This is a genomic window from Streptomyces sp. Edi4, from assembly GCF_040253615.1.
Classification (GTDB): domain Bacteria; phylum Actinomycetota; class Actinomycetes; order Streptomycetales; family Streptomycetaceae; genus Streptomyces.
Genome location: NZ_JBEJGY010000004.1, coordinates 393,928 through 417,268, shown reverse-complemented (window position 1 = coordinate 417,268; position 23,341 = coordinate 393,928). Strand labels below are relative to the sequence as shown.

At 72.3% G+C, this 23,341-nt stretch carries 21 protein-coding genes; 8 read left to right on the top strand and 13 right to left on the bottom strand.

Annotated elements, in window-relative coordinates; translation table 11 throughout:
- Positions 1 to 204 precede the first annotated feature (204 nt).
- On the top strand, positions 205 to 1,002 hold the full coding sequence (locus ABR738_RS03795) for a SigB/SigF/SigG family RNA polymerase sigma factor (RefSeq protein WP_502964029.1): 798 nt from the start codon (positions 205 to 207) through the stop codon (positions 1,000 to 1,002).
- Positions 1,003 to 1,355: 353 nt separating this feature from the next.
- On the opposite strand, the gene ABR738_RS03790 is transcribed toward ABR738_RS03795, so the two are convergent.
- A complete protein-coding gene (locus tag ABR738_RS03790; protein ID WP_350228528.1) occupies positions 1,356 to 1,517 on the bottom strand; it encodes a hydrophobic protein in 162 nt (53 codons plus the stop codon).
- A gap of 250 nt (positions 1,518 to 1,767) precedes the next feature.
- On the opposite strand from ABR738_RS03790, the gene ABR738_RS03785 reads away from it, so the two are divergent.
- Together ABR738_RS03785 and ABR738_RS03780 are read left to right on the top strand one after the other, a co-directional pair.
- Positions 1,768 to 1,947, top strand: coding sequence for a CsbD family protein (locus ABR738_RS03785; protein WP_350234413.1), 180 nt, complete (start codon positions 1,768 to 1,770; stop codon positions 1,945 to 1,947).
- Between the two features lie 266 nt (positions 1,948 to 2,213).
- Positions 2,214 to 2,888 carry a DUF4097 family beta strand repeat-containing protein gene (locus ABR738_RS03780; protein ID WP_350228527.1) on the top strand — a complete coding sequence of 225 codons (675 nt, stop codon included), beginning with the start codon at positions 2,214 to 2,216 and terminating at the stop codon, positions 2,886 to 2,888.
- An 84-nt stretch (positions 2,889 to 2,972) separates the two neighbouring features.
- Here ABR738_RS03780 and ABR738_RS03775 read toward each other — a convergent pair whose 3' ends face one another.
- The 3 genes from ABR738_RS03775 to ABR738_RS03765 all read right to left on the bottom strand — a co-directional run bounded on the left by ABR738_RS03775 (position 2,973) and on the right by ABR738_RS03765 (position 5,707).
- Positions 2,973 to 4,115 (bottom strand): acyltransferase family protein, encoded by a 1,143-nt coding sequence (locus ABR738_RS03775; RefSeq protein WP_350234412.1) that lies wholly within the window; start codon positions 4,113 to 4,115, stop codon positions 2,973 to 2,975.
- A 435-nt stretch (positions 4,116 to 4,550) separates the two neighbouring features.
- Positions 4,551 to 5,051 (bottom strand): DinB family protein, encoded by a 501-nt coding sequence (locus ABR738_RS03770; RefSeq protein ID WP_350228526.1) that lies wholly within the window; start codon positions 5,049 to 5,051, stop codon positions 4,551 to 4,553.
- Between the two features lie 29 nt (positions 5,052 to 5,080).
- A complete protein-coding gene (locus ABR738_RS03765) occupies positions 5,081 to 5,707 on the bottom strand; it encodes an SAM-dependent methyltransferase (RefSeq protein ID WP_350234411.1) in 627 nt (208 codons plus the stop codon).
- A 147-nt stretch (positions 5,708 to 5,854) separates the two neighbouring features.
- Between ABR738_RS03765 and ABR738_RS03760 the strand changes: the two genes are divergently transcribed.
- From ABR738_RS03760 to ABR738_RS03745, 4 genes are all read left to right on the top strand, one after another.
- Positions 5,855 to 6,457, top strand: coding sequence for a helix-turn-helix domain-containing protein (locus ABR738_RS03760; RefSeq protein WP_350228525.1), 603 nt, complete (start codon positions 5,855 to 5,857; stop codon positions 6,455 to 6,457).
- A 114-nt stretch (positions 6,458 to 6,571) separates the two neighbouring features.
- On the top strand, positions 6,572 to 6,946 hold the full coding sequence (locus ABR738_RS03755) for a PadR family transcriptional regulator (RefSeq protein ID WP_350228524.1): 375 nt from the start codon (positions 6,572 to 6,574) through the stop codon (positions 6,944 to 6,946).
- Positions 6,943 to 7,581: an HAAS signaling domain-containing protein gene (locus ABR738_RS03750; RefSeq protein ID WP_350228523.1), complete on the top strand. Its 639-nt coding sequence runs from the start codon at positions 6,943 to 6,945 to the stop codon at positions 7,579 to 7,581. The genes ABR738_RS03755 and ABR738_RS03750 overlap by 4 nt, the downstream gene beginning before the upstream one ends.
- 60 nt (positions 7,582 to 7,641) lie before the next feature.
- The gene (locus ABR738_RS03745) at positions 7,642 to 7,911 is read left to right on the top strand and encodes a hypothetical protein (protein WP_350228522.1); all 270 of its coding nucleotides are present in this window, start codon (positions 7,642 to 7,644) and stop codon (positions 7,909 to 7,911) included.
- A gap of 57 nt (positions 7,912 to 7,968) precedes the next feature.
- Here ABR738_RS03745 and ABR738_RS03740 read toward each other — a convergent pair whose 3' ends face one another.
- Positions 7,969 to 8,796 (bottom strand): COG4705 family protein, encoded by an 828-nt coding sequence (locus ABR738_RS03740; RefSeq protein WP_350228521.1) that lies wholly within the window; start codon positions 8,794 to 8,796, stop codon positions 7,969 to 7,971.
- Between the two features lie 368 nt (positions 8,797 to 9,164).
- On the opposite strand from ABR738_RS03740, the gene ABR738_RS03735 reads away from it, so the two are divergent.
- Positions 9,165 to 11,141, top strand: coding sequence for a CASTOR/POLLUX-related putative ion channel (locus ABR738_RS03735; RefSeq protein ID WP_350228520.1), 1,977 nt, complete (start codon positions 9,165 to 9,167; stop codon positions 11,139 to 11,141).
- A gap of 61 nt (positions 11,142 to 11,202) precedes the next feature.
- Here ABR738_RS03735 and ABR738_RS03730 read toward each other — a convergent pair whose 3' ends face one another.
- The 8 genes from ABR738_RS03730 to ABR738_RS03695 are packed head-to-tail and all read right to left on the bottom strand — an operon-like array spanning position 11,203 to position 23,212.
- Positions 11,203 to 13,179 carry a TOMM precursor leader peptide-binding protein gene (locus ABR738_RS03730; protein ID WP_350228519.1) on the bottom strand — a complete coding sequence of 659 codons (1,977 nt, stop codon included), beginning with the start codon at positions 13,177 to 13,179 and terminating at the stop codon, positions 11,203 to 11,205.
- A complete protein-coding gene (locus ABR738_RS03725) occupies positions 13,172 to 14,596 on the bottom strand; it encodes a hypothetical protein (RefSeq protein WP_350228518.1) in 1,425 nt (474 codons plus the stop codon). Before ABR738_RS03725 ends, ABR738_RS03730 begins: the two co-directional genes overlap by 8 nt.
- Positions 14,597 to 14,634: 38 nt before the next feature.
- Entirely contained in the window at positions 14,635 to 15,960 is a 1,326-nt protein-coding gene (locus ABR738_RS03720) for a nitroreductase family protein (RefSeq protein WP_350228517.1), read from the bottom strand.
- A complete protein-coding gene (locus ABR738_RS03715; RefSeq protein ID WP_350228516.1) occupies positions 15,957 to 17,213 on the bottom strand; it encodes a thiopeptide maturation pyridine synthase in 1,257 nt (418 codons plus the stop codon). Before ABR738_RS03715 ends, ABR738_RS03720 begins: the two co-directional genes overlap by 4 nt.
- Before the next feature lie 56 nt (positions 17,214 to 17,269).
- Complete coding sequence (locus ABR738_RS03710) at positions 17,270 to 18,190, bottom strand: lantibiotic dehydratase C-terminal domain-containing protein (RefSeq protein ID WP_350228515.1); 921 nt, start codon at positions 18,188 to 18,190, stop codon at positions 17,270 to 17,272.
- Complete coding sequence (locus ABR738_RS03705) at positions 18,184 to 20,865, bottom strand: lantibiotic dehydratase (protein WP_350228514.1); 2,682 nt, start codon at positions 20,863 to 20,865, stop codon at positions 18,184 to 18,186. Before ABR738_RS03705 ends, ABR738_RS03710 begins: the two co-directional genes overlap by 7 nt.
- Entirely contained in the window at positions 20,865 to 22,175 is a 1,311-nt protein-coding gene (locus ABR738_RS03700; protein ID WP_350228513.1) for a nitroreductase family protein, read from the bottom strand. The genes ABR738_RS03705 and ABR738_RS03700 overlap by 1 nt, the downstream gene beginning before the upstream one ends.
- Entirely contained in the window at positions 22,172 to 23,212 is a 1,041-nt protein-coding gene (locus tag ABR738_RS03695) for a hypothetical protein (RefSeq protein ID WP_350228512.1), read from the bottom strand. Before ABR738_RS03695 ends, ABR738_RS03700 begins: the two co-directional genes overlap by 4 nt.
- Positions 23,213 to 23,341 lie beyond the last annotated feature (129 nt).

Sequence of the window (23,341 nt, the reverse complement as noted above, 5' to 3'; positions counted from 1 at the left end):
ATGACAGAAACACTGAGCCAGTGGGGTCCTGATTTCTATTTTCGCCATGATAGATTTCCTGCTGGCCGGGCGGAGACCACGCGCCGCGCCGGTCGAGGAGAAAGGGGAGTGGCTGTGAAGGGCGTAGCGACTGGTACCGGGACCACGCGAGAGGGCGGCGCGGTGGAGGCGCGCGCGCTTCCCTTGGTCGAGGAGCCCGCGCGGATGGCGCCCGCCGACGCCAGAGAGCTGTCACGGCAGTTCTTCGAGCGCCTGGCGCAGATGCAGGAGGGTACGCCGGAGTACCAGTACGCGCGGAACACGCTGATCGAGATGAACATGTCGCTCGTACAGTTCGCCGCCCGCCGCTTCCGGCAGTTCGCGGACGAGATGGAAGACGTGACCCAGGTCGGCATGATCGGGCTGATCAAGGCGATCGACCGATTCGAGCTGTCCCGCGAAACCGAGTTCACGACATTCGCCGTGCCGTACATCGTCGGTGAGATGAAGCGGTTCTTCCGCGACACCACCTGGGCCGTCCATGTGCCACGGCGACTTCAGGAGCGCCGCAGTGAGCTGATCCGCGCACGCGAAGAGCTGGAGAGCCGCCTCGACCGCTCGCCCACCGTCAAGGAGCTGGCAGCTCTGATGGGGATCGGCGAGGACGAGGTGGTCGAGGCGCAGATCGCGGCCAACGGCTACAACTCCTCCTCCCTCGACGCCGCACTCACCAGCGAGGCCCAGGACGGCGAGGCCGCCCTCGCCGACTTCATCGGGGCCGAGGACCCCGCGATGGAACTGGTCGATGATGTGTCGACGCTCGCTCCGCTGCTGGCCGAACTCACCGACCGCGAACGCCTTTTGATCCGGTTGCGCTTCGGCGCCGAACTCACTCAGAGCCAGATCGGCGAAGAATTGGGCATTTCCCAGATGCAGGTATCGCGCCTGCTGACGCGAACGGTCGCCAAACTCCGTGCGGGCATGCTCGGGGCGATGACCGACAACGCCGCGAAGGCGGCCTGAACTCCGCGCCGACTGCCCGTGGGGACAGTACTCATGGGCAGTGCGTCGCGGGTAAATGCGATCGGGACGCCAAAAGGAGAGGGCGGGCCAGGGCCCTGCCTGGCGATGGAGGTGCGCGGTTCCCTGCGCTCGCAGGAGCGACCCTGGCCACACCTGGCCCCTACCCGGCATTCCGGAAATCATGGGCGTCTTTTCGCGGCGGTGTCTCCAGGGGAATGGAACCGGACACCCGCGGGGAGTGGCACAGGCCGAGGTGCCGCGACAGAAGCCGCGACGGCCGAGACGGAAACAGGGGCGGGACCCGACCGATGGTCGGGTCCCGCCCCTGTTTCCACGGGGGTGTGGTGGCTGTGTTACCAGCGATACCAGCGGCCGCTCCCACCGCGCGGGCGGGCGACGAAGCCGATGAGCCACACGACCAGGACGGCGATGGCGACCCACCACAGCACCTTGAGCGCGAAGCCGGCGCCGAAAAGGATCAGGGCGAGCAGGAGAACGAGAAGCAGGGGAACCATAGTTATCAACCTCCAGTTCGTCGTGTGCCCGGGAAGGTCCACGGCACACCCTCGAAACACCAAGATTTATCTTCCCCCTTCTCGCTGAGGGATTCATATGGAGCGCACCCGGGTGACACCCAGGGCAAAGGAAACACGTGAGAGGGGGCGCCCGGATCGAGTTGGATCGAGTTGGGCCGAGACGGTTTAGAACCCGTGAATGTGGCCAGGTGTATCCATGTCAACGGTGTGCCACAGATTTTCGGGAGTGATGGTTGTGTCGGGTGACGAAAAGGCCCAGTCGAAGGTCGAGCAGGCCAAGGGCAAGGTCAAGGAGACGGCCGGACGGACGGTCGGCAACGAGCGCATGGAGGCCGAGGGCCGCGCCGAGCAGGCCAAGGGCGACGCCCGCCAGGCCAAGGAGAAGATCAAGGACGTCTTCAAGCACTGACCGCTCACGCGGTCCGCGTGGGGCCCAGCCGGGTGTTCCGGCTGGGCCCCACGCGCATGTCCGTCCCGCCACGTTCGTCCGGCCCGGACCGACCACGTGCCTCCGCCCCGCGCATACCTGCGTCGCGCGCCCGCGCGCCGTGGCCCGTCGCCTGAAGCCCGCTGAAACCGTCGTGATGCCCCGCTGAAACCCGCCTCGCGCACGCTCTTCCCACACCACGGCGAACAGCCGCGGAAGACGCAGACACCGAGTCGCAGGAGCGCATCATGCAGAAGTTCGACGCCACCGCCACCGCCCCCGTCACCGCCGTCCTGGCCGTGCCCGCGGGTCGCGTCCAGATCGTCGCCACCGACCAGGCGGGGATCACGGTCGAGGTCCGGCCGGCGGACGGCGGCCGGAGCCGCGACGTCAAGGCCGCTGAGCAGACCACTGTCGCTTACGACAACGGCGTCCTGCGGGTCGAGGCCCCGACGAAGAACCAGTACCTCGGTCCCGGCGGCTCACTCGACGTGACCATCGAGCTGCCGGCCGGCTCACGCGTCGAGGCCCGGGCGGGCGCGGCCGAGTTCCGTACCGTGGGGCGCCTCGGCGACGTGGTCTTCGAGGGCGCGCACGGCGCCACTCACATCGAGGAGACGGCGGCCCTCCGCCTGACCGTCCACGCCGGGGATGTCGCGGTCGGCCGGCTGGCCGGGGACAGCGAGATCACCGTCGCGGCGGGCGACATCCACATCGCCGAAGCCGTGCACGGCACCCTGACGCTGCGTACGGAGTCGGGGGAGATCACGGTCGGCGCCGCCCGAGGCACCAGCGCCACGCTGGACGCGGGCACCTCCTACGGCCGTATCCACAACGCTCTCACCGGCGGCGCGAGCGCGGCGGCCACCTTGAACATCCACGCGACCACCACGCGCGGCGACATCACGGCCCGCACCCTGTGAGGCGCGCGCCACGCGGGGCAAAGCGCCCGGTGGCCCGCCCAGGACCTGAGGTCCTCGGCGGGCCACCGGATGGCTGATGGAGTGTCAGGCCGAGGCGGACCGTACCTGGGACAGCGCCTGGGTCAGCCCCCGCTTGAGCTTCTTGGACAGCGGTCGTTCGATGAGCCGGTGCACCAGCCATGCGGCCAGCAACATGATGGCGATGGTGACGCCGAGGACGGCGTAGGGAGACATGTGCGGCTCGAGCCCGTGGATGATCTTTCGCCCGATCTCCTGGTGCAGCAGGTAGAGGGGGTAGGTGAGCGCCCCGGCGTAGGGCAGCCAGCGCCACTTGATCCAGGACAACCGGTCGGTCGCCACCAGCGCCATGATCACGAAGAACAGGGCGAGCAGCACCAGGGCGGGCCAGTACGGCAGCTGGTGCCCGATGTAGCGCGGGACCCGGCTCCATGACATGTGCAGGGAGGGCAGTACGCCGCCGAAGCAGACCAGGAACAGCAGTGTGAGCAGCAGGTTCGGGCCGAAGCGGTGCATGAGGTAGCACGCCATACCGCCGATGAAGAGCCAGCTGTACTCGGGCATGACGAGCATCCGCAGGATCCCGTCGTCCGAGTGGTAGACGATCGCGCTCGCGACCACCCACACCCAGCAGAACACCAGGACCCGCCGATAGGTGAGGCCCCACCACGCCAGCGCCGCGAAGAGCAGGTAGAAGCGCATCTCGGCGAAGAGCGTCCAGTAGATCCCGTCCACGTGGTCGACGCCCAGGGGCTCCTGGAGCATCGTGAGGTTGGTCAGGACCGTACTCAGGGACAGGCGCGGCCCGTTCCCACGGGTGAGCGTGAGGACCACGGTGGTGGTCAGCACCGCGAACCAGTACGCGGGAAAGAGACGGATGACTCGGGAGGTGAAGAAGTCGCCCAGGGTCCGGCCCCAGCAGCTCATGCAGATGACGAATCCGCTGATGAGGAAGAAGAGGTGCACGCCGAGCCAGCCGTAGGCGGCCGGGGTGAAGATGGCGGGGAACAGTCCCTTGGCATCGACCGACCATGCGCCCTCGCGGGGGACGAAGTGGTAGACGACGACCATGAGGGCCGCCAGCAGCCGCAGACCGTCAAGGACGTAGATACGACCCCGGCTCCGTGGCGCGGAGGGTTCGGAAACGGAGCCCGAAGACACCTCCTTGTCGACCAGGACCGCTGCCCCACCGGTGGTGGCTATTCCCATCACACGCCTAACTTTCGTTCATACAATCGGCAGCACCCTACGCCACGGGGACACCCGTGTTCGAGTCGGGAAGTCCGGCGGGAACTCGGGCCCTTTGAGGGGGCGTCGCCTGCGAGCTGCGTCCGCGCCGGCATTCAGTGCCATTGGGCCACTAGTGACCGTTTTGGGCCCGACGCGACTTTGTGTTTTCGGTCCTGTATTCCGCCAGAAGTCCCTGTCCCGCACCTGACCGCGAACTCGTCGGCGCCCACCCTCGCGATCGCTCGGCGAGAGACGTGTCGTCAGATGCCCGCGTTGGCGCGAGGCGTGGGCCAAGTGGAGCACCGGATGACCGATTTGCTCTGATGTGAACGCAAGTCTCCGTGTGACGGGGCTGGCGGTCGGCCTGCTCGCGCCATAACCGGCGCCCCCCGCGCACCCGGCCCGTCGCGCCGTTCAGCGGCCCGTCGCGCCGTCGATCAGTTCGCGGAGGATGTCCGCGTGCCCCGCGTGCCGGCCCGTTTCCTCGATCATGTGGGTGAGTGCCCAGCGGACACGGGGAGCGGGGCGGCCCGGGTGGGAACGGGGGAGCGGGGCGCCGGGATCGGCGCAGCGGTCGAGGACGTCGTTCGCGCGCGCGACGGCGTCCCGGTAGCGGGAGACGACATCGCTCACGCTGTCCCCGGGGTCCGCGTGGAACGTCGCCTGCCAGTCGGCGACCTCGGCGCCGAGGAACAGCGAACGCTCGACGAACGTCAGGTGGTTGAGCAGACCGAGCAGATTCGTACCCGACGGCACCGCGGCCGCCCGCGCCTCCGGCTCGGGCGCGCCCTCCACCTTCGCCGCGACCGAGGACCGCAGATAGTCGAGGAATCCGCGCAGGACATCGGTCTCGGTGTGGGCGGTCCGTGGCGGCGGGGTGTCGTGACGGCGGTTGCGAGGCGAGTCGCTGGGCACGGGGGGTCCTTTCTGTGGCGAGAGCCGGGTCAGGCGCTTCGGCGGACGAGGAGGACGTGGTCGGTGACCTCGGCGGTACGCCCGTCCGGTCCGGTCGCCAACCGGCGTGGCGCATCGGCCCGTTCGACCGTCCAGCCCCCGGGGTCCAGGCCGATGCCCTCGGCCACTTCTCTCGGGCTCGGGTGGACAAGACCCGGCTCCTGGTTCCACGACCACGGCGCGGTCGAACCATGGTCGACGACCAGTAGCCGCCCGCCAGGACGCAGCGCGTGCGCGGCCGAGCGCAGGACGGCCGCCCGGTCCAGGTCCGCCGGGGTGTGCAGATAGTGGGCGCAGATCAGATCGAACGCACCAGGCGGGAAGGACTCGTGCAAGTCCCTTCGCAGCGCGGTGACTTGGTGGCTCAGACCACGTGAGGCGGCGAGCCGGGTGAGCCGTGCGACCGCCACGGCGGAGATGTCGACCGCGGTGACCCGCCATCCCTGGCCGGCCAGCCACAGCGCGTCGCCGCCATTGCCGCAGCCGAGGTCCAGGGCCTCGGCCGGCGGCAGGCCCGTCACCACCTCCGTGAGGCGGACGTTCGGCTGCGGCCTCTCGTCCGCGGGCCGCCCCGCGTACAGGCCGTCCCAGAACGCGGTGGCCTCCCCGCTGCTCATCCCACTGGTGCCTGCCCCGCTGCCGCTTGTCCCGCTGTTTTTCATGCCGCTGCCGCTCATCGACGCTCCTTGGGTGGGATTGCGCCCAGTCTTCGCCGGGCATCCCGCCGATGGCACGAAATCTTGCGGTTACGGCAAGATGGGCCGATGGATCGTGAGACGGACGACGAAGTACTCGGCGCGGTCGGACCGCGCCTGCGCGCACTGCGCCGGGAACGAGGCATCACCCTCGCCGCCCTCGCGGCGACGACCGGCATCTCGGAGAGCACGCTGTCGCGGCTGGAGAGCGGGCAGCGCCGGCCCAGCCTCGAACTGCTGCTGCCGCTGGCCCGCACCTATGACGTCCCGCTGGACGACCTCGTCGGGGCCCCGCCCACCGGCGACCCCCGCATCCACCTCAGGCCGATCCGGCGGCACGGGATGACCTTCGTGCCCCTGTCCCGGCGGCCCGGCGGGGTGCACGCGTTCAAGATGATCATCCCCGCGCGCCCGGAACCTCTCGAACCGACCCCGCAGACCCACGACGGCTTCGAATGGCTCTACGTGCTGAGCGGACGCCTGCGGCTCGTGGCCGGCCGCCGCGACCTCACGCTCCCGCCCGGCCAGGCCGCTGAGTTCGACACCTCCTTGCCGCACTGGCTGGGCAGCGCGGACGGCGGTGCGGTCGAGTTGCTGATCCTGTTCGGATTGCAGGGACTGCGCGCGCACGTACGCCCCGGTACGAATGAGCCTTCGCAGGAAGCGAGTTGACGTCCCATCAGGAGCGCCGGTAACCAGGCGACGGCTGGACAACGGCACGCGGGCGGGGCTCAAGACCGGCCCCTCCCCTGCTGACCACTTGCGCCGCCAGGTATCTTGCATCGCATGGAACCAGGTGATTCGACCAAGCAGGCCCGGGCAGCGGCCCAGCTGCGCAAGGGCGTCCTGGAGTACTGCGTACTCGCCCTCATGCGGGACCGGCCCCGTTACGGCGTGGAACTCCTGCACGCCCTGGAGGACTCCGGCGCCCTTGCCACCAGTCAGGGCACGGTCTACCCGCTCCTCTCCCGGCTGCGCCGCGACGACCTGGTCACCACCACCTGGCGGGAATCCGCCTCGGGGCCGCCCCGCCGCTATTACGCGCTCACCGACAGCGGCCGGGCCGCGCTCGAGGAGTTCACCCGCGTCTGGCCCGGTTTCCGCGACGCCGTCGACGGCTTCCTCGCCACCTCGCCCCCCACCACTGGAGAGCCCGCATGAAGACTTCTGCCGACGCCGTACGCGACTATCTCCACGCCGTGGAACGAGAGAGCTCCGCGCTGCCCGCCGAGCGCCGCCAGGAACTCCTCGCCGATCTCGCCGAGCACATCGAGGTGACGCGGGCCGAACGCCCCGACGCCGCGATCGGCGACATACTCGCGGCCCTCGGCGACCCCCGCGCGATCGCGGCCACCGCCCTCGCCGAGGCGGGGAGCGGTCCCGCCGGAGGCCTCGGTGGCGGCACCGCCGGGGCGCCGGCCCGGAGTGACGCCGGGGCGGCCGCCCGGAGCGTCGCCGGCGCGTCCACCCGGCGCGGCAAGGTCCACCCCCTGGTGCCGCTCCTCATGCTCACGCTCTCGCTGCCCTTCATGATGCTCTTCCCCGGCGAGCCCGGGCCGGTCTTCGGTGTCCTGTTCCGCATCGTCGGCGCGGTGCTCCTGTGCACCTCCGTGCACTGGGACGCGCGCCGCAAGACCACCGGGGTCCTGCTCACAGCGGTCGTGCCGACCGCCGTCATCGTGACCTGGAACCTGTCGGGTGCCCCGGGCGGCACCCAGGCCTTCCTGGCCAATCTGGTCACCTCGGCGGTGCTGATCTGCGCGGCGGTCTGGCTGTGGCGGGTTCGCCGCGCTTGAGGGTCCGTGACCAGGGGTACGACGGGCGCGCGGCGGGCGACCGTCCTATGATCGTCGATTATGGCGCATACGTTCGAAGAACTCGTGGAGATGCGGCGTACGGTCGACGCGGCACACGCCCAGGCCGAGGGGCTGCGGGGCCAGTACGGGCCGCCGGGCTCCCGATCGTGGTCGGCCCGCCAGTCGCAGACGTACGAGACGGCGTGGCGGGCCTGGCGTGACCTCGACCGGGACATGCGGGAGGCCGTCACCGCCTACGCCACCGAGTACGGCGAGGTCCGCCAGGCCGTCGAGGCCCGGGTGCGGGAAGCGGCGGGCTCCCCGCAGTAGCGGCGGCGCCCGGCGCGCGGTTCCTGACCTGGCCGACTCCTGATCCGGCGGGGCCCGCTAGCGCAGGCCCGCGTCCCGTGGCGCGTCCTTGCGGCTGACCGCCAGGTAGCCGACGAGCGCGACGATCGGCACGATGAGCGCGAGCGTGACCGGCCCGGTCCCCCAGCCGAGTCCGGCCCGGTTCGTGGGCACCCCCATCCAGTCGGCGAACGACGCGCCAAGCGGCCGGGTCAGGACGTACGCCCACCAGAAGGCCGCCACCGCGTTCAGCCCCAGGTAGCGGCCGGACAGCGCGGGCACCGCGATCAGGGCGGTGAACAGGAGCCCGGACGTGAGGTAGCCCAGGCCCAGCGTGCCCGCCGTGAGATCGCCGACGGCGGTGCCCAGCGCGAAGGTGGCCAGGACGGTGGCCCAGTAGAAGGCCTCGCGGCGGCGGGTGCGGATGCTGTGGATCGACAGCGTCCCCTCGCTGATGTACCAGGCGACCAGGAGGGCGGCCAGCGCCACGGTGAACGCCGCCGCCGAGACCGCGTAGGGGATGCCCACCACGACGTGGATCACGTCGGCGGCCATCGTGCCGAACACGCTGACCATCACGATCGCCGACCAGTACGTCCACGGCCGGTACCGGTCCCCGCGGAACTGTGCCACCAACGCGACGACCAGGCCCACGAGACCCAGCCCGCCCGCCGGAACCGGGCCGAGGACGCGGGCCAGATAGTCCGACGCGGTCTCGCCCATGCCGGTGGTCAGCACCTTGACGACCCAGAACAGGGCGGTGATCTGGGGCACCTTGCTCCAGGCGGAGCCGTCCCGCTCCGATGCGCCCCGGTGGCGCCCCTCCGGCCTCGGTCTGGCCTCGGCCTCGCTCATCGGCTGACTCATGGTCGTTCCCGCCCTCCCGGCGCACCGGCCCTCAAGCCCTCAACCACCCTTGTTTCGGGCATGGTTGAGCTCATACGCCCCGCCGGGCGCGACCACCCGGCGGGAATGTCTACGCGACTGTAGACGACGACCCTGTGAGCCATGCGGGGAGGGGGCCAGGGCGTGGGGGCACGGGCGGGCCGCGCCGGAATACGGGATGCCGTCCCGTCAGCCGATTCGGCCTGTTCACGCGTCCGGGTGATGGCGGGTCATACCTCTGGGTGAGTGCGGCGGACTTCGGCGTTCCGGGTGGCCGATCGCACTACCGTGAAGCACAAGGTGATCGTAGGCCGACTGACCGCCTGTCTCTTGCTGCTGGAGGATCCGGGATGCGATACCTAGCGTCTCTCTGGCGGCGCCTGCAATACCGGTTCGACAACCTGGTCTCCCGCAGCACGTCCGCCCTCATCGGCTGGCTCACGCTCTTCTGCCTGGCCGCCGTCGTTCCGATGAGCGTCCTGCTGGTGTGCACCGACCGCCGGTCTCCCGCCACCCTCACGGGGCAGCTGGTGGCGGTGTGGGTGACCGTCGGACAGACCCTGAAGATCGGGGGCGCCGTCGGTTCACCCCTGTACGTCCTGGCGTCCGTCCTGCTCGCCCTGGTGGCGCTGCTGTTCGTCTCGACGCTGGTCAGCCTCATCACCACGGGAATCAACCGGCGCATCATGGAGCTGCGTCTGGGGCATTCCACGGTGCTGGAAGTGGGGCACACGGTCGTACTCGGCTGGTCCGACCAGATCTTCCCCGTCGTCTCGGAACTCGTGTCGGCCAACTCCAACCAGCCCCGTGCCGCCATCGCCGTCCTTGCCGCGAAGGACAAGGTGGAGATGGAGGACGAGATCAGCGCCCGGATCTCCTCCACCGGCAGCACGACCATCGTCTGCCGCAACGGCTCCACCACCGATCCGGCGGTGCTCGCCCGCGTCAGCCCGGGGACCGCGAAGGCCGTCCTCGTCCTGCCGCCGGGCACGGACGACGGGGACGCCCATGTGGTGAAGACGCTGCTCGCGCTCAACGCCTCGGTGCCGGGCATCGCCTCCGAGGCCCACCCCGGCACCGCGAGCGGCCCGGGCGATGGGGACACCGAGGCGGACGTTGCCGGCGCCGCCGTCGTGGTGGCCGCCGTACGCGACACCCGCAACCACCTCACCGCCACCCTGGCCGCCGGCCCACGTGGCCGCATCCTGGCCATCGACGACATCGTCGCCCGCCTCCTCGTGCAGACCGCCCGCCAGCCCGGACTCTCGCTCGTGTACCAGGACTTACTGGATTTCGCGGGGGACGAGTTCTACGCCGTACCGGCCGACACACTGGCCGGGCGCACCTTCGGGGAAGCCCTCCTCGCGTACGTCACATCCTCGGTGGTGGGCCTCCTGCACGCCGACGAGACGGTCGCGCTCAACCCCGACCCCGAAACGACGATCATGGAGGACGACCGGATCATCGTCATCACCCGCGACGACGACACGGCGGTGCTCGACGACGCCGTGCCGTTCGTCGACGAGGGTTCCTTCGCCACGGCCGGCCCCCTGGCGCCCGCCCCCGAGCGGCTGCTCCTGCTCGGCTGGAACCGGCGCGCCCCGCTCATCGTGGGGCAGCTCGCCTCCTACGCGAGCGCCGGAACCACCCTGGACATCGTCGCGCTCGGCGACGACTCGTCCATGCGCGGTGCCTACGACGCGGCCGCGGCGCAGGGGCCCATCGAGGTGACCCTGCACCGCGCGGACATCACGAATCCGTCCGTGCTCGGCGCGCTCGACGTGCCGTCCTTCGACAGCGTGATCGTCATCGCCGACCCGGGCCGCGTGCCGGGCGGCGACTTCGGCCTTGCCCAGGCGAACGCGGACGTCGATGACAGGACGCTGGTGACGCTGCTGCACCTGCGGGCGATCGAGGAGGCCACGGGCCAGGAGATCCCGCTCACCACGGAGATGTCCGACGACCGCAACCGGCTGCTCGCGCCGGCCCGCGAGGGCGCCGACTTCATCGTCAGCGGCCGGCTCATCAGCCTCCTCATGTGCCAGATCTCGGAGAGCCCCTACCTGGCCGTCCTCTTCGACGAACTGTTCACGGCCGACGGGAGCGAGCTGTATCTGCGTCCCGCCACCGACTACGTCAGGGCGGGTGAAGAAGTCACCTTCGCCACCGTCGTCGCCTCGGCGCGGCACCGCAGGGAGTGCGCCGTCGGATACCGGCTGCGCGCGCAGTCGTCGCGGAGTCCGGCCTTCGGGGTCCGGCTCAACCCCGACAAGCGCAGGACCGTACGTCTGACGGCCGAGGACTCGGTGATCGTGCTTGCCGACTGACCGTGGGGGTGGGGACGGTCAACGGCCAACTCCGCCACGAAGAGGGAGTGTTGGGCCAAGTTCACGGGAACGGGTGCGGATGTGGGTTGACCTCGTCGGGGCGCAGAGGACGTGAGGTGTGGCCCAGCCGGTGGGAGACGGTCAGGACCCGGTCGAGGCCGGTGACGCGGCGCAGATGGTGGCCGAAGGTCATTGGGAGCAGGCCGGGGACGAGCGCCTTGACGCAGGAGAGGCCGGACGCGGCATGGACGGCGGTCGTCTGGTCGACGACGATCGCTTCGAGGCCGCTCGCGGCGAAGCGGCCGACCAACTCGTCGAGATCCGCCCGCAGATCTTCGTGGCGCGGCCAGGCGCAGCGGTCGGCGACCTCACGCAGACTCCGGCGCCGCTGCGGCGGCCGGCCGCCCGGCCTGAGCAGGAAGTCCAGCCGGCGGGCCGCGACCGGGTCGCAGTGGAGCAGCGCGTGGTCGTCCATCAGGCGGACCTGTTCGGAGTCCTCGCGCATCCGTGCGGCGTCCCGCACGCGCTGCGGGTAGATGAGCCGGTACGCGTCGATGGCTGTGACCAGTTCGTGCAGCGCGCCGAAGACGCCCCGCTCGGGGTCGAGCCCGGAACCTCCGGCGCACAGCACGCCGGGGCGGGGCTCGGCGCCCTCGGCGGACGGCCGGACATCGACGGCGGCGGCCCAGAAACAGGGGATGTTCTCGGGCCCGGTCGCGTCGAAGACGTCGACGCGGTAACCGGCGCGCTCCTCGATCCGGTCCGCGAGCAGGCTGATCCGCCGGTCGCGCGCGGTGCGCAGGTCGAGTGCGGGCGCGGGCAGGCGGGCGTACCAGGTGAGCAGGAACGCGTCGCGTTCGGCGAGTTCGAGCAGGCCGTACAGCGTCGCCTCCTCGACGCAGCCTCCCAGCGCGCAGCCGTTGGAGATCTCGGAGACGAAGGGCCGGTGCGCCGAGGGCTGATGGCGGCCCAGACGGTAGTAGGCCAGGCTCTCGGGGACCAGGACCGGCCGCTCGCGGGTGAGGGAGTAGCCCCAGACCCACGGCATGGTCAGGTCGGGGTGGTAGGCCTGGAAGGGGAAGCCGGGCTCCTGGTAGCGGCGGGGTTCGTGGCCGCCGGTGGTCGCGGGGTCGAGCACGCCGCCGGGGTGGCGGGCGGCGAGTTCGCGGTGGCTGGCGTGCACCACGGTGCGCCGCCCGCCCGGCCGGCCCCCGCCGAGCCGCTCCAGCGCCTCGGCGATGGCGGTGACCTTCGCGGTACGGAAGTCGAGCGCGCGGCCGTAGCCGCCGTCGACCGATTCGGGCGGGCCGACCTTCGCCTCGGCGAAGGGCAGGGCGTGCAAACCACGGGTCCTGAGTCCCTTGAGCACGCCGGTCTCGTCGTCGGCGTACCGGGCCTCGAGGACCGCGCGTTCCGCGCGCAGGTTCCGCACCCGCAGGACCCCCGGATCCGGTTTGGGCCGGGGGACGCGCGGGATGGTGGAACGGGCCGGGGAGTCGTCGGGCAAGGTGCCGCAGTCGGCGCAGTGCGGGTCGGGCAGAAAGCGGTGCAGGGTGATGTCGAGTCCGTCGAGGCGGAGCATGGTGACGTCCTGCCCGGCGGCCGGCCGTTCGGCCGTCGCCTCGGCCGTGAGCCGGCGCACGGCCAGACGCGCGGCGAGGTCGGCGGCGACCGGCGTGAGCAGGGGGGAGACCGTGCCGGTGAAGCGGCTGCCGTAGGCGGCGCGCAGGGCCGCCTCCTCCGCCGCGTCGGCACGCGCTCCCGCGCGCCGGGCGGCGAGACAGCGGTGACAGCCCGCCGCCCCGGGCCTGACCAGCGGACCGACGACCACGCGATCGAGTTCCCCGACGACAAGCAGGAACGACTGCCCGTCAACAGCCGCCATTTCCAACTGGCGTGACGCAGCGTCAGGTGTGTCGGCCGCGACGAGGTGGGTCCCCGTCGCGGCCATGGAGTGCGACCGGCGTACCAGTGCCCGGCCGAGCAGGCCGTCGTCGTGGTGCACCCGGACGGCGGCCGACAGGGGGTCTTCAGTCATCGCAGCGCACCGCTCTCAGCAGGTAGGGCAGTATCTCGGTGGCGGCCGGATCGTGATCGAGCGGCACGATCAGCGCGCCGTGTGCGGGGCCGCGCAGATCGCTCAGCGCCGCCGCGACCGCCTCATCGAAGGTGGCGCCCGCGTCGAGCCCGCGCGGCACGCGCCCGGCGTCCGCGCGTACGCGGTCCACCGGAAGCAGGTGGACGCTGTCGTGCTCGGGCGACCACGCCCACAGCGCGGGACCCTCGGGTGCCGGGACGAAACGCCGGGGGTCGAGGGCGAGCAGGGCGTACAGCGTCAGGGCGCGCCGCGCGGTGCGCAGGCGCGCCGCGGTGAAGTCTGCTCCCGTGCGAAGGACTTGGTGATCCGCCCGGCCGGTGCGCGGGTCACGGACCAGGGCCCGTGAGGCGCGCCTCGGGAACTGCGGCAGAGCGCCCTCGTCCAGATCGGCGAGGAGTCCGCCGCGCTGGTCGACGCAGTGCGCGGCGCGCCGCGAGAACTCCTCGGCGTCGACGGCGGCGCCCTCGCGCAGGGAGGCGATCGTGGCGAGGAACGCCGCGCGGGACTGAGGTGCGGCAGGAAGTGTGTCCGGGTGCGGTCGGTAGGTGTGACGGGTGGTGGTCAGCGTCGCGGTGTCCAGCCGGACGAGCGAACGCGACCCGTCCGTGGCGCCGGACGACGAGGGCGCGAGACAGTCCCGCTGGAAACGGTGGGCCAGCAAGGCCGCGGCGAACACGGCTGTTTCAAGGCCAAGTTGGGGCTGCGGGGGGATGGGTTGTATGCCGTGGACGCGCAGCCACGCGCCGAGCCAGCCACCGGCGGCGCGGCCCGGGCCGGGGGGCAGCGCCGGGCCGAGCCACCACGCCCGCGCGTCCCGGACGGCGGCGGCGAACCACAGGCCGTGCGCGCGGCAGTCCTCGTCGAGCCGGGCGATCGAGTGAGGGTCCTCGCCGTCCGCGAGCAGCAGCAATGCGTCGTGGCCGCCGCCCGCCACCTCGGCGCGGGCGGCCGCGTGCCCGGTCACCGGGGTCACGCCCGACAGCCCGGTGAGTCCCAGTGCGTCCGTGAGGGCGCTCACCCCGGCCGTAGGGCCGAGGGCCAGCACCCTGAGCTCCGCGTACGCGCTCGCGCGCTTGTCCGGCTCGGACGTCGACCGGTCCTCCAACAGGCCGTGCGCGTCGATGAGGTGAAGGACGCGCAGCACTGTGGCGCGACGAGTGCCGTCCAGTCCTTCGAGCAACTGGCCCACCGTGCGCGTGCCGTCGAGGAACGGTATGAGGCGGTCGAGCCACTGCGCGATGCCCGGGGCGGCGATCAGGTCGATGCCCCGGCTCGACCGCACATGGACGGTCCCGCCGCCACTCGGGGTCACGAAGACGTCGGGCCGCAACAGGGGCATGGATTCGGAGGTGATCATGGAGTTCTCCACCGGGCGGGGAGCGGCAGGGCCGAGGATCACGGCAGATCCTTCTCGCTGAGCAGGTGACAGACGGGTGTGCCGCTGCCGCGTTCGTGGCCGAACAGGGCGGCGAGCAGCGTGGTGCGTTCGGGACCGGCGTCCAGTAGTTCGTCGGCGGCCGCGGTGTCGACATCGCAGCGGAGCCCGGCGCCGAGGCCGTGGCGCGCCGCGGCCAGGCCGAGCCGCTGGCCGACGACACCGGCTCGCAGATTGAGCATCCGATACCAGCGGTCGCCGAACCGGGGATAGCCGGACTCGTAGTCGCCCGTCACGAGTACGGCGAACGCGGCCTCGAAACCGGCCAGTTCACCCGGGCCGCCGGGTGGGAACAGGTCGCGGGGCGTGGCATCGGGCGTGACCGGTACGAGCCGGCCCGTACGGCGGTCGCGACGGTGGCACCCGGTGTCCAGGCCGGTGACGCGGTGGGCGACCACGTACAGCTCGCAGGGGGCGGGCGGGGCGTGGTCGAGAGGGACCGGCCCCGCGGCCTCCGCCAGGACGGCGAGCAGCGCGGGCAGGGGGACGGGGGCCGGCTCGAATCCGGCGCGTGCGGTACGGCGGCGCAGCAGTGCGGTGCCGGGCGCGAGCGCGTGCGGTGTCCGGGCGGTGATGACGGCGTGGACAAGCTCCGCCCGGGCGTCGAGACCCAGCAGGCGGCCCAGCTCCTCGCCCGAGAAGCACGCGTGCGCGGTCGGCCCGGCGCCGGCCGACTCCAGCAGGGCGAGCGCCTGTCCGGTCAGTACGCCCGTGTCGAGCGCCTGTAGGCGGTGGCCGAAGGGGCCGTAGCGGGCCACGTTCGCGTCGAGGCGGCTGGTGATCAGCACGGCCAACTCCGGTGCATCTGACGGGGGTTGTTTCAGTGCGTGGATGACGCTGGTGCGCTGGTCGGCGCGGGAGAGCACTTCGAGGGCGTGGACGGATGGCAGATAGTGGCAGAGCCCCGAGGGCGTGGCGAGGTACACCTCGCCCGGGTAGGCGCCCCCGCCGGACGGCACCGGTCGCCCGGCGCTCGCGCCCGTGCCGGTCCAGTCGATCCGGGTGACGCCGTTGATCAGGGCGAGGAGTGCGCCAAGTGGCTCCGGGAACGCGGCCGGATGCCGGCCGCCGGTGCGCGCCGGCGCGAAATCCGGGGGGAAGGGCAGGGGCAGGACGGGCGCGCCGGGATGGTGCTTGGGCGCGGTGGTGCCCGCCGCCGGATCGATGGCGGGCAGCACCCGTCCGTGCCGCAGGTGGAAGCGGCGCGCGGCGGCCCCACCTGTCTCGACGGCCGAAGGGTAGGCGCCGGGCGGGGGTGCGGGCGAGGCCGCCGGGGTCCTCGTCATCCGCGCGCCCGCGCGGGTGGGGCGGCGGTGTCCGGAGCGTCGGGCCGGGCCGGGGCGGTGGCGCCGTGCGGAGTGCTGGAGGTTCGCGCGGTGTCGTCCTCCTTCGGCGCGTCAACGCCGTCCGCCGCAGTGGCAAGGACGAGGTCCAGGGCGCTGACGCCATAGACCTCCTCCACCGCGTTCGCCGCCAGGTGGCACAGCAGATAGCGGGTCAGCCCCGCCAGGCCGAGGCGGGAGAGGTGCAGATAGGTGTAGTTGAGCATCAGGCGGTAGCGCAGGAAGCGCGGATCGCGGTACATCATCCGCTTGTACGTGGCGCTGCCGCCGATGGCCCGGTGCAGCGGGCTCAAGGAGAGCAGACCGCCGATGCCGTTCTCCTCGTCCGTCGGGATCTTTGCCTCGGGAATCTCACCGGCCTCGTACAGAGCGGTCCAGCGGCCGCCGAGCGGGTCGATCGCGGCCACCCAGCGACGCAGGGCCGCCGCCTGTGCCGCCTCGGCTCCCGTGCCGGACGCGGGGGAGTCGAAGGCGCCCACCACCTCGCGCACCTGCGCGGTGAGCACCGTACGGTTGGCCGCGTACCGTGCCTCGAAGGCGTCCCGCACCTCGGGCCCCACGGTGCTCAAGTACCCCTCCGCATGGGAGCGGAAGGAGACGAAACCGCGGCGGATCGACGGGTCCTGCGGGTGCCGGCAGAGGGTGTGCGCGGTCGCCAGCATCAGGCGCAGGGCCAGTGTCTCGCGCGGCAGCCCGGAGGTGACCGCCTCCAAGTGCTCGAAGAGCAGACCGTTTGTCTCCTGGTAGAACAGGGCCAGTTCGTCGGCGCCCACCGGGCAGCCCAGCACGTCGACGCGACGGTCGTGCTCCTCCCAGGTGATCGAGTTGTCCTGGTGGAACGGCGTCAGTGGCCCGGGTTCACGCTCGGCCTCGGCGAGGCGTCGGTGCAGCGGCAGCAGGGCGGCCTCGTCGAGGGGCGGCGCGGTGGACGGCCGCGCCCGCAGGTGCCCGCCGACCAGTTCGGCCACGGCGGGGACCACCACGGAGTCGAAGGCGTCGGGCGTGGCCCGCACGACCAGCCGCAGATGGGGCCCTCTGCGCCAGTGCCGCAGCACATAGGCCGAGGAGACGTGCCCGGCGCAGCGCTCGATCACCGGGCGCACGGCGCGCAGGATCAGTTGGTCGGTGTCGCCACCGAAGTACGCGATGTGGGCCGCGCGCCATTCTGGCTCTTCTGTCGGCGGGATGACTGTCACGCAAGTCGCTCCTTGGCGGTTCTTCGCTGTCCTGGTCCGTCGCTGCCGGGGGTTCGTCAGGGTGGTTCGGCGGGGGTGTGCCGGGTTTGGCGCCGGGCGGTGGACCCACCTGGCGCCTCGTCGCCCGTCAGCTCCGCCACCGCCAGCAGGGCGAGGGCGCGCAGGGTGGCCTCCTGGCCGAGTCGTATGCCGAGTCGGTTGCACGCCAGGTGGGTCAGATGGCCTGCCAGGCGCGCCGGCTCGGCTGCTCCACGCTGCGCGTCGCGGCACGCGGAGAGCCATGTGCGCACCGGGTCGGTGTCCGCCGGGCCGCGGCCGGCCGCCGCCGTGCGTGCCGCGCGGGCGACGGCGAGCAGGGCGGCGCGTCTGGTCCCGTACTGCACCAGCACATCCGGCGTCGCCCGGCTCGCCCGGACAGGCGCGTCCACGCTGCCGCTCAGCAGGGCGAAGCAGTGCGCCGACCGGCGCGCCGGGCTCCACCGCTCCCGTACGGCGCCGAGGGCCAGCTCGCTACAGAGTGCGAAGGCGTCCTCCACGGCCCGCAGCGCGGCGCCGTGGCCGTACTTTCCGTGCTCCCGGCGGTAGGGGACAAATGCGAGACTGTCGTTGGGGGCCAGGGCGCCGGGTTCGCTCTCCGGCTCGTACGTGCTCAACTCCTTTGCCAGCGCGGCATATTGACGGGCCGTCATGGACCGTGAGGGCGGCAGCTCGTGGAACAGGGCCGAGGCGTGGGCGGCCAGGACAGCGCGTGCCGCCAGTTCGGCCTCCGGCGCGGTGAGACGCACCCGCAGGCGCAGGTGGGGGCCGCCCTGCCAGTGCCGGAGGAAGAAGAAGTGGTCTGCCAGGGCGCGCTCTCGCAGTTCCGTCATGACCGCCGGGACCAGCGTGCCCACCACCAAATCCAGCGGATGGCCGGTGAACAGGTGGGCGCCGACCCACCGGTCTTCCCGCTCACCCACCGGCGGGCGCGTCAGCATGTCCGCTCCCGCCCGTGCGCGGCCGCGCCGGCCGAGTCCACCTCGATCACGAACTCGGTCACATGCCTGCGGCCGTCCTGGTGGGCCGGAGCGTCGTGGAGGTCCGGCAGGGCCTCCGTGAGCAGCAGGGGCCGGCCCGTGGCCGCCGCGCGTTCGAAGACGCGCAGCAGGTGCGCGTGGGCGAAGTCCAGGTACACCGGCTTGCGGTCCTTGTCGCGCAACGCGGGTCCGGTGAAGCCGTCGGCGGGGCGCGCGGTGAGGGAGCGGAGGAAACAGCGCCGTGGCAGACCGAGGGCCGCGCGCCAGGTGTGCACGCGCACCAGGTACGCGGCGTCCGACTCCCCAGGGGCGCGGGCGGGCGCCCCGCCCGCGTCGATGAACCAGGTGGCGCGGCGGAGCACCACGGCGCCGAGGGCGAGCCGTGGCATCGCCGACCGGCCCGGGCCGGCTCCGGTGCGCTCCGAGGGCAGCAGCCGCCACAGCTGCGGCCAGTCCGCCCAGAAGGCATAGGAGGTCTGGCCGAACGCTTCCACCAGCAGACGGGCCTGCGCGGGCAGGAGCGGGGTGGCGAGCAGTCCGAGGTGGAGCGGTCGTATGACGCGGCCGGTGGCGCGGTGGACCAGGCGCAGGCGCCGGGTCTGCCGGTCGTGGACGACGTCCAGGTCGCCCGGGCGGATCAGCCGCTCGGGCGGCCGGTGCGAGGTGGAGCCGTCCAGGTCGATCGCGTAACGGGTGGCGGGTGCGCGCTGGTTGAGGGCGCTGGCGAAGACGGCGTCGAACTCGACGGGCAGGGGACGGCTCGCCGGACCCTCACTCGCCCCGTCGATGTGCGTGACATCGGCCGGTTCGCCCAACAGACGGGTGATGCGGGTCAGACCGGTGCCGTGGCCGCAGGTCACCGTGTTGAGGACCAGGCCGAGACCGGGAGGTGAGCCGGGCAGCGTCTGCACGTAACAGGTGTGGGTGTCGCCCGAGGTGTCCGGCTCGGGCCATGCTCCGCAGAGGTCACGGACCTCGTCGGGGGCGAGACGGATCGTGCCGTCGGACGCGGGCGCCGTGGCGGCGATCAACTGGCGCAGCGCGTCCTGGCGGCGTGCGTCGCGCCCGGTGGGCGGGTGCGACCCGGCCGCCTCCCACCACCCGCCGAAGTCCTGGAGGAAACGGGTGAACGCCCTCGTGAAACCCGGGCCGTAGACGCTCACCGCGTGCTGTCGCAGGGCCGCGCGCTGCGGCGCGAGGGTGTCGAACGGTGCGAGCAGCGCGGGAACCAGAGCGAGATCGGCGAGCGCGGGCCGCCAGGCGTCCGGGTCGAGCGCGACAGCCGGGCCGTCGGCGACCGTGTGGGAGAAATACAGCGGGCTCTGCTCCAACTGCTCGGCGGGGCCCAGGAGTTCGAGCCGTTGCGCGGCCTTCGTGAGGTGCCGGCGCAGACCGGCGGTGATGGCGCGGTGGGAGCCGGCGTCGGCGGTCCGCGCGGCCTCGATCTGGTCGCGGACGGCGCGCAGGTCGTCGAGCAGCAGAGACAAGCGGTCTTGGGTCCGTGGTCGAGGAAGGTGCAGGTTGAGCCATGCGCACAGCGCGGCGGCGTCGAGCTCCTGGTCGGGCAGCCCGATGCGGACCTCGAGGAGGCCCAGCCGGACGAGCCGGGTGATGACGGCGTCGGCGGTGCTCCCCGGCCTGCCCGCACCCAGCAGTTCACGCAACCGCTGGGGGCTGCCCGCCTCGGCGACCGCCCCCAGGATCGCGCTCAGCGCCCCGGTGGCGGGCAGGGTACGCACCGCGCCGGACGGACCCGGCACGGTGAACAGCCACCGCTCTGCCTCGGCGGACGGCTCGGGCGTGGCCGTCGGGTTGAGGCGCAGCTGGACCGCGTGGCCGAGCTCGGGTACGTGGGCGAGGGCCGCGGCCATCCGGGACAGCGGCAGCAGGGCCACCTCCGCCGGATGGGTCCTGGCGGTGATCCTCAGGTCCACGGCGGGGCCGGCGCCCGCAGACCAGCGGCCCCGGCCGCTGGCCGCGAAGGTGGTCAGGGGGGTGGGCTTGGCCATCGCGCGGCCCGCGTACTTGGCCAGCCGCACGGCCGCCCCGTCCAGCGGACGCCGCCCGGCCGTGTCGTGTGCGGCCCAGCGCAGCAGGTCCTCGTACAGGTCCGGGCTCGCGTAGTCGAGGCCGGTGGCGAACTCCGGGTCCCGCACGAGGGTGCGCAGCGCCCGCGCCGCCGAGCGGGTCTCGGACGGCAGGACCCGTTCCAGTTCGGCGAAGCGTTCGGCGCGGGTCTGGCGCAGCGCGGCATGGGCGCGCAGGCGGGCGGTGAGTGCTTCGCCAAGGATGGCCGGCGGGGCCGCCGCGTCGATGAGGGAACCGATGCGGGCTCCCTGGTGCACGGCCCGGCGCAGCCCCACCAGCTTGGCCTTGAAGGGGCGGGCCCGCTCGGCGCCGATCACGCGGTACAGGGCGGCACTGAGCTCCTGCGCCTCCAGTAGGAGACGCTGGTCCAACAGGCCTATGACCAGGGCGAGTCCGGTGCTGAGCGCAATGCGGGAGGCGTCCAGTGCGGTGGTGGGCAGTCCGGCGATCCGGGCGCCCACGGGGCGGCGGGGCGGGGAGGGCGCGAGGGTGGCGGGCGTGTTGGAGGGCGGTGTGCTCCGCCGTGCGGACGGCGTGCTCGAGTGCATCAGAACACCACCGGGAGGCGAAAGGCGGCTCCGGGCCGGGCCGCGCCGATGGCCACCTGGAAGAGCACGGTCTCCTCGCCGGGGGCCAGCCCGAGCAAGTGCTCGGCGCGAGCGGCGTCGTAACCGTTGTGGATTCGAGCGGACAGGCCGTGGCGGGCCGCCACCACGCAGAGCAGGTGCGCGGCCGCCCCTGCCGACAGGTGCAGTCGCCGGAAGGCGTCCGCGCCGTACCGCGCGACGGCGGTGGCGCGCCGCACCGCGATGTAGGCGGTGCAGGCGGTCGCGCGGAAGTTCATCGAGACCCGGCCCTCGGTCTGCCCGATCTGTTCGAGCGAGACGAGTGGGTCGCCGTCGCCGACCTGCCGGAAGTGGCCGTCGCTGTGGACGTAGTGACCGGGCGCGTGGCCGGCGACGCGCTGGACGAGCAGGTGACAGGAGAAGTCGCCGAAGGGCGCCGAGGCCAGGGCGGCGGCGGCATCGGAGAGGAACGCGTGCGGGGCGGGTACCGGATCGGGGTCGAACAGTGCGGCGCCGGAGTGGCGGGCGCGGAGCGCGGAGGCCAGGCCGGGCGGGAGCCAGGCGGGAGGGGCCGGGGTTCGGGTGGCGGGCAGGAGCTCCACGTAACCCATCGGATGCTCGCCCCGCGGCAGTCGGCCCGCGCACAAGCCGTACAGCGTGTCCCGGTCCAGGCTGGAGCGGGTGCGCAGACCGAGCGCGGCGGCGACCAGGCGCACCGCGCCGAACAGCATCCCCGCTTCTTGCGCGCACAGACGCGGCGCGTAGGCACCGTACAGGCGTGCCGTGCGGGCGAACCGGCTGCTGATCACGGCGTACCGCGAGCGTCCGGGATCGCACTCCTGATCGTCCGTCAACAAGCTGCGCAGTGCGACGAGTTGATGATGCAGCGGGTCGAAGCGGAACGTCGTGGTGGGGGCGATCAGGGTGAGTTCGCTCGGGTAGCGGCATCGTGCGGAGGCCACCGCGCGATGCAGCGGCCAGCCGCCGGGGGTCGCATCGTGCTGGAGCAGACCGTAGGAATAGTGCAGGAGAGCGGCGAGGGTGGCCGGGTCGGCGAGGCCTGCCCGGGCGTCGCGGGACGGGGCCAGATGCAGTGGTGGCGGCGCCAACGGAAGGCGCGCTCCTTGGGGGAGTGGGTCGTGACCGGCGTCGGCGTGTCCCGGTGCCGGGTGACCTGTGGCGAGTGTGTCCGGGATGGCGCGGCGGGAGTACACCGCCTCCGCCCACAGGTCCTCGGGAAAGGGGGCGCCGTCCGCGAAGTCCAGGGAGACGCGTTCCGTCGCGCCGGTCATGGCGTCTCCGCGCCGAGGAAGCGCCCGGTGACCGGGTCCAGTACGGCGGCCCGAGGGGCGTGCGCGGGACCGGAGGGCTCGGCGACGGCGTCCAGGCCCGCGATCCGGTGCAGCAGGTGCAGGCAGAGCTGGTTGGCGGCCAGGGCCGCGACCGGGCCACGGAGGTGGGGACTGGGCTCATCCACGTCCGCCGGCTCTTCGGCACGCGCGGGGCGCGCCGTGGTGTGCTGGCCGTTCCCGCCGCCCGGCGTCTCTTCGACGGGTGTGACTGCGTCCGCGCCCGCGGGTCCTGGGGTGCCGACCGGGGTGTCGACCGCGCTGATCACGATGTGTGCGCCCTGCCCGACCACCTGCCCGTACGGTATCCCGGCCCGGCGCGCGAGGGCGCGGGCCGGACCCATCGTCGAGGGGTCGAACACGTCCGAGCCGAGCAACAACACACCCACATCGGGCGGTAGTCCACCAGGGTCGGCGCTCAACTGCTCGTAGTGGAAGGAGCCGCCCTCCTCCTTGAGCAACGCGACACACGCGCGCAGCCGGTCCTCGTCCGTCGAGGCATCGGCGCTCCCCGGGCGCTCGTCGAGGCGGAGTCGGACATGTGCCACACCTGAGGCCAGCAGGGCGAGCACGAGGGCGCCCGCCAGCTGCCCGGAGCCGACCACGAGGGGAGCGCAGTCGCGATACCGCTCGAAGCGGTGCTCGGGTGAATCGGTGCGCGCCGCGATGAAGTCGATCAGTGCGGCGTGGCGTGCGCGGGTCCCCGGGCTCAGGCTGTGGGGCAGATCCGCCGTCGCGTCCCGTACGAAGCCTTCCCGGGTGAGCAGTTCGACGAGCGCGCGGACGTGGTGTGCGGCCTGGGACGGCAGTCCTGCGGTGAGCTGGTCCAGGGTGGTGCGGCCGTCGAGGTAGGGCCGCAGCCGTTCGAGCCAGGGGTAGATGCCGGGCTGGGCGAAGGCGGCCGTGTGCCGGGGCCCGCTGATCAGCACGCCCCGGTCCGAGGGCAGCAGACGGGTGTCGGGAAGCAGCCTCGGCCTCATCTCCACCTCCTCGAAACGCCCCGTCGAGAACGCGCTTCCACCAGCGGGGCGCGCCGGACGAGGTCGCGCTCGCGGCCTCCGGGCGGCCGACACTAGCGGAGCCGAATGGTCTAGTCCACCCCCTTCCGT

Coding starts and splice junctions, on each gene's coding strand:
- ABR738_RS03795 (WP_502964029.1), top strand. CDS start 205: ATGGCGCCCGCCGACGCCAGAGAGCTGTCACGGCAGTTCTTCGAGCGC.
- ABR738_RS03790 (WP_350228528.1), bottom strand. CDS start 1,517: ATGGTTCCCCTGCTTCTCGTTCTCCTGCTCGCCCTGATCCTTTTCGGC.
- ABR738_RS03785 (WP_350234413.1), top strand. CDS start 1,768: ATGGTTGTGTCGGGTGACGAAAAGGCCCAGTCGAAGGTCGAGCAGGCC.
- ABR738_RS03780 (WP_350228527.1), top strand. CDS start 2,214: ATGCAGAAGTTCGACGCCACCGCCACCGCCCCCGTCACCGCCGTCCTG.
- ABR738_RS03775 (WP_350234412.1), bottom strand. CDS start 4,115: ATGGGAATAGCCACCACCGGTGGGGCAGCGGTCCTGGTCGACAAGGAG.
- ABR738_RS03765 (WP_350234411.1), bottom strand. CDS start 5,707: ATGAGCAGCGGGGAGGCCACCGCGTTCTGGGACGGCCTGTACGCGGGG.
- ABR738_RS03760 (WP_350228525.1), top strand. CDS start 5,855: ATGGATCGTGAGACGGACGACGAAGTACTCGGCGCGGTCGGACCGCGC.
- ABR738_RS03755 (WP_350228524.1), top strand. CDS start 6,572: ATGGAACCAGGTGATTCGACCAAGCAGGCCCGGGCAGCGGCCCAGCTG.
- ABR738_RS03750 (WP_350228523.1), top strand. CDS start 6,943: ATGAAGACTTCTGCCGACGCCGTACGCGACTATCTCCACGCCGTGGAA.
- ABR738_RS03745 (WP_350228522.1), top strand. CDS start 7,642: ATGGCGCATACGTTCGAAGAACTCGTGGAGATGCGGCGTACGGTCGAC.
- ABR738_RS03740 (WP_350228521.1), bottom strand. CDS start 8,796: ATGAGTCAGCCGATGAGCGAGGCCGAGGCCAGACCGAGGCCGGAGGGG.
- ABR738_RS03735 (WP_350228520.1), top strand. CDS start 9,165: ATGCGATACCTAGCGTCTCTCTGGCGGCGCCTGCAATACCGGTTCGAC.
- ABR738_RS03730 (WP_350228519.1), bottom strand. CDS start 13,179: ATGACTGAAGACCCCCTGTCGGCCGCCGTCCGGGTGCACCACGACGAC.
- ABR738_RS03725 (WP_350228518.1), bottom strand. CDS start 14,596: ATGATCACCTCCGAATCCATGCCCCTGTTGCGGCCCGACGTCTTCGTG.
- ABR738_RS03720 (WP_350228517.1), bottom strand. CDS start 15,960: ATGACGAGGACCCCGGCGGCCTCGCCCGCACCCCCGCCCGGCGCCTAC.
- ABR738_RS03710 (WP_350228515.1), bottom strand. CDS start 18,190: ATGCTGACGCGCCCGCCGGTGGGTGAGCGGGAAGACCGGTGGGTCGGC.
- ABR738_RS03705 (WP_350228514.1), bottom strand. CDS start 20,865: ATGCACTCGAGCACGCCGTCCGCACGGCGGAGCACACCGCCCTCCAAC.
- ABR738_RS03700 (WP_350228513.1), bottom strand. CDS start 22,175: ATGACCGGCGCGACGGAACGCGTCTCCCTGGACTTCGCGGACGGCGCC.
- ABR738_RS03695 (WP_350228512.1), bottom strand. CDS start 23,212: ATGAGGCCGAGGCTGCTTCCCGACACCCGTCTGCTGCCCTCGGACCGG.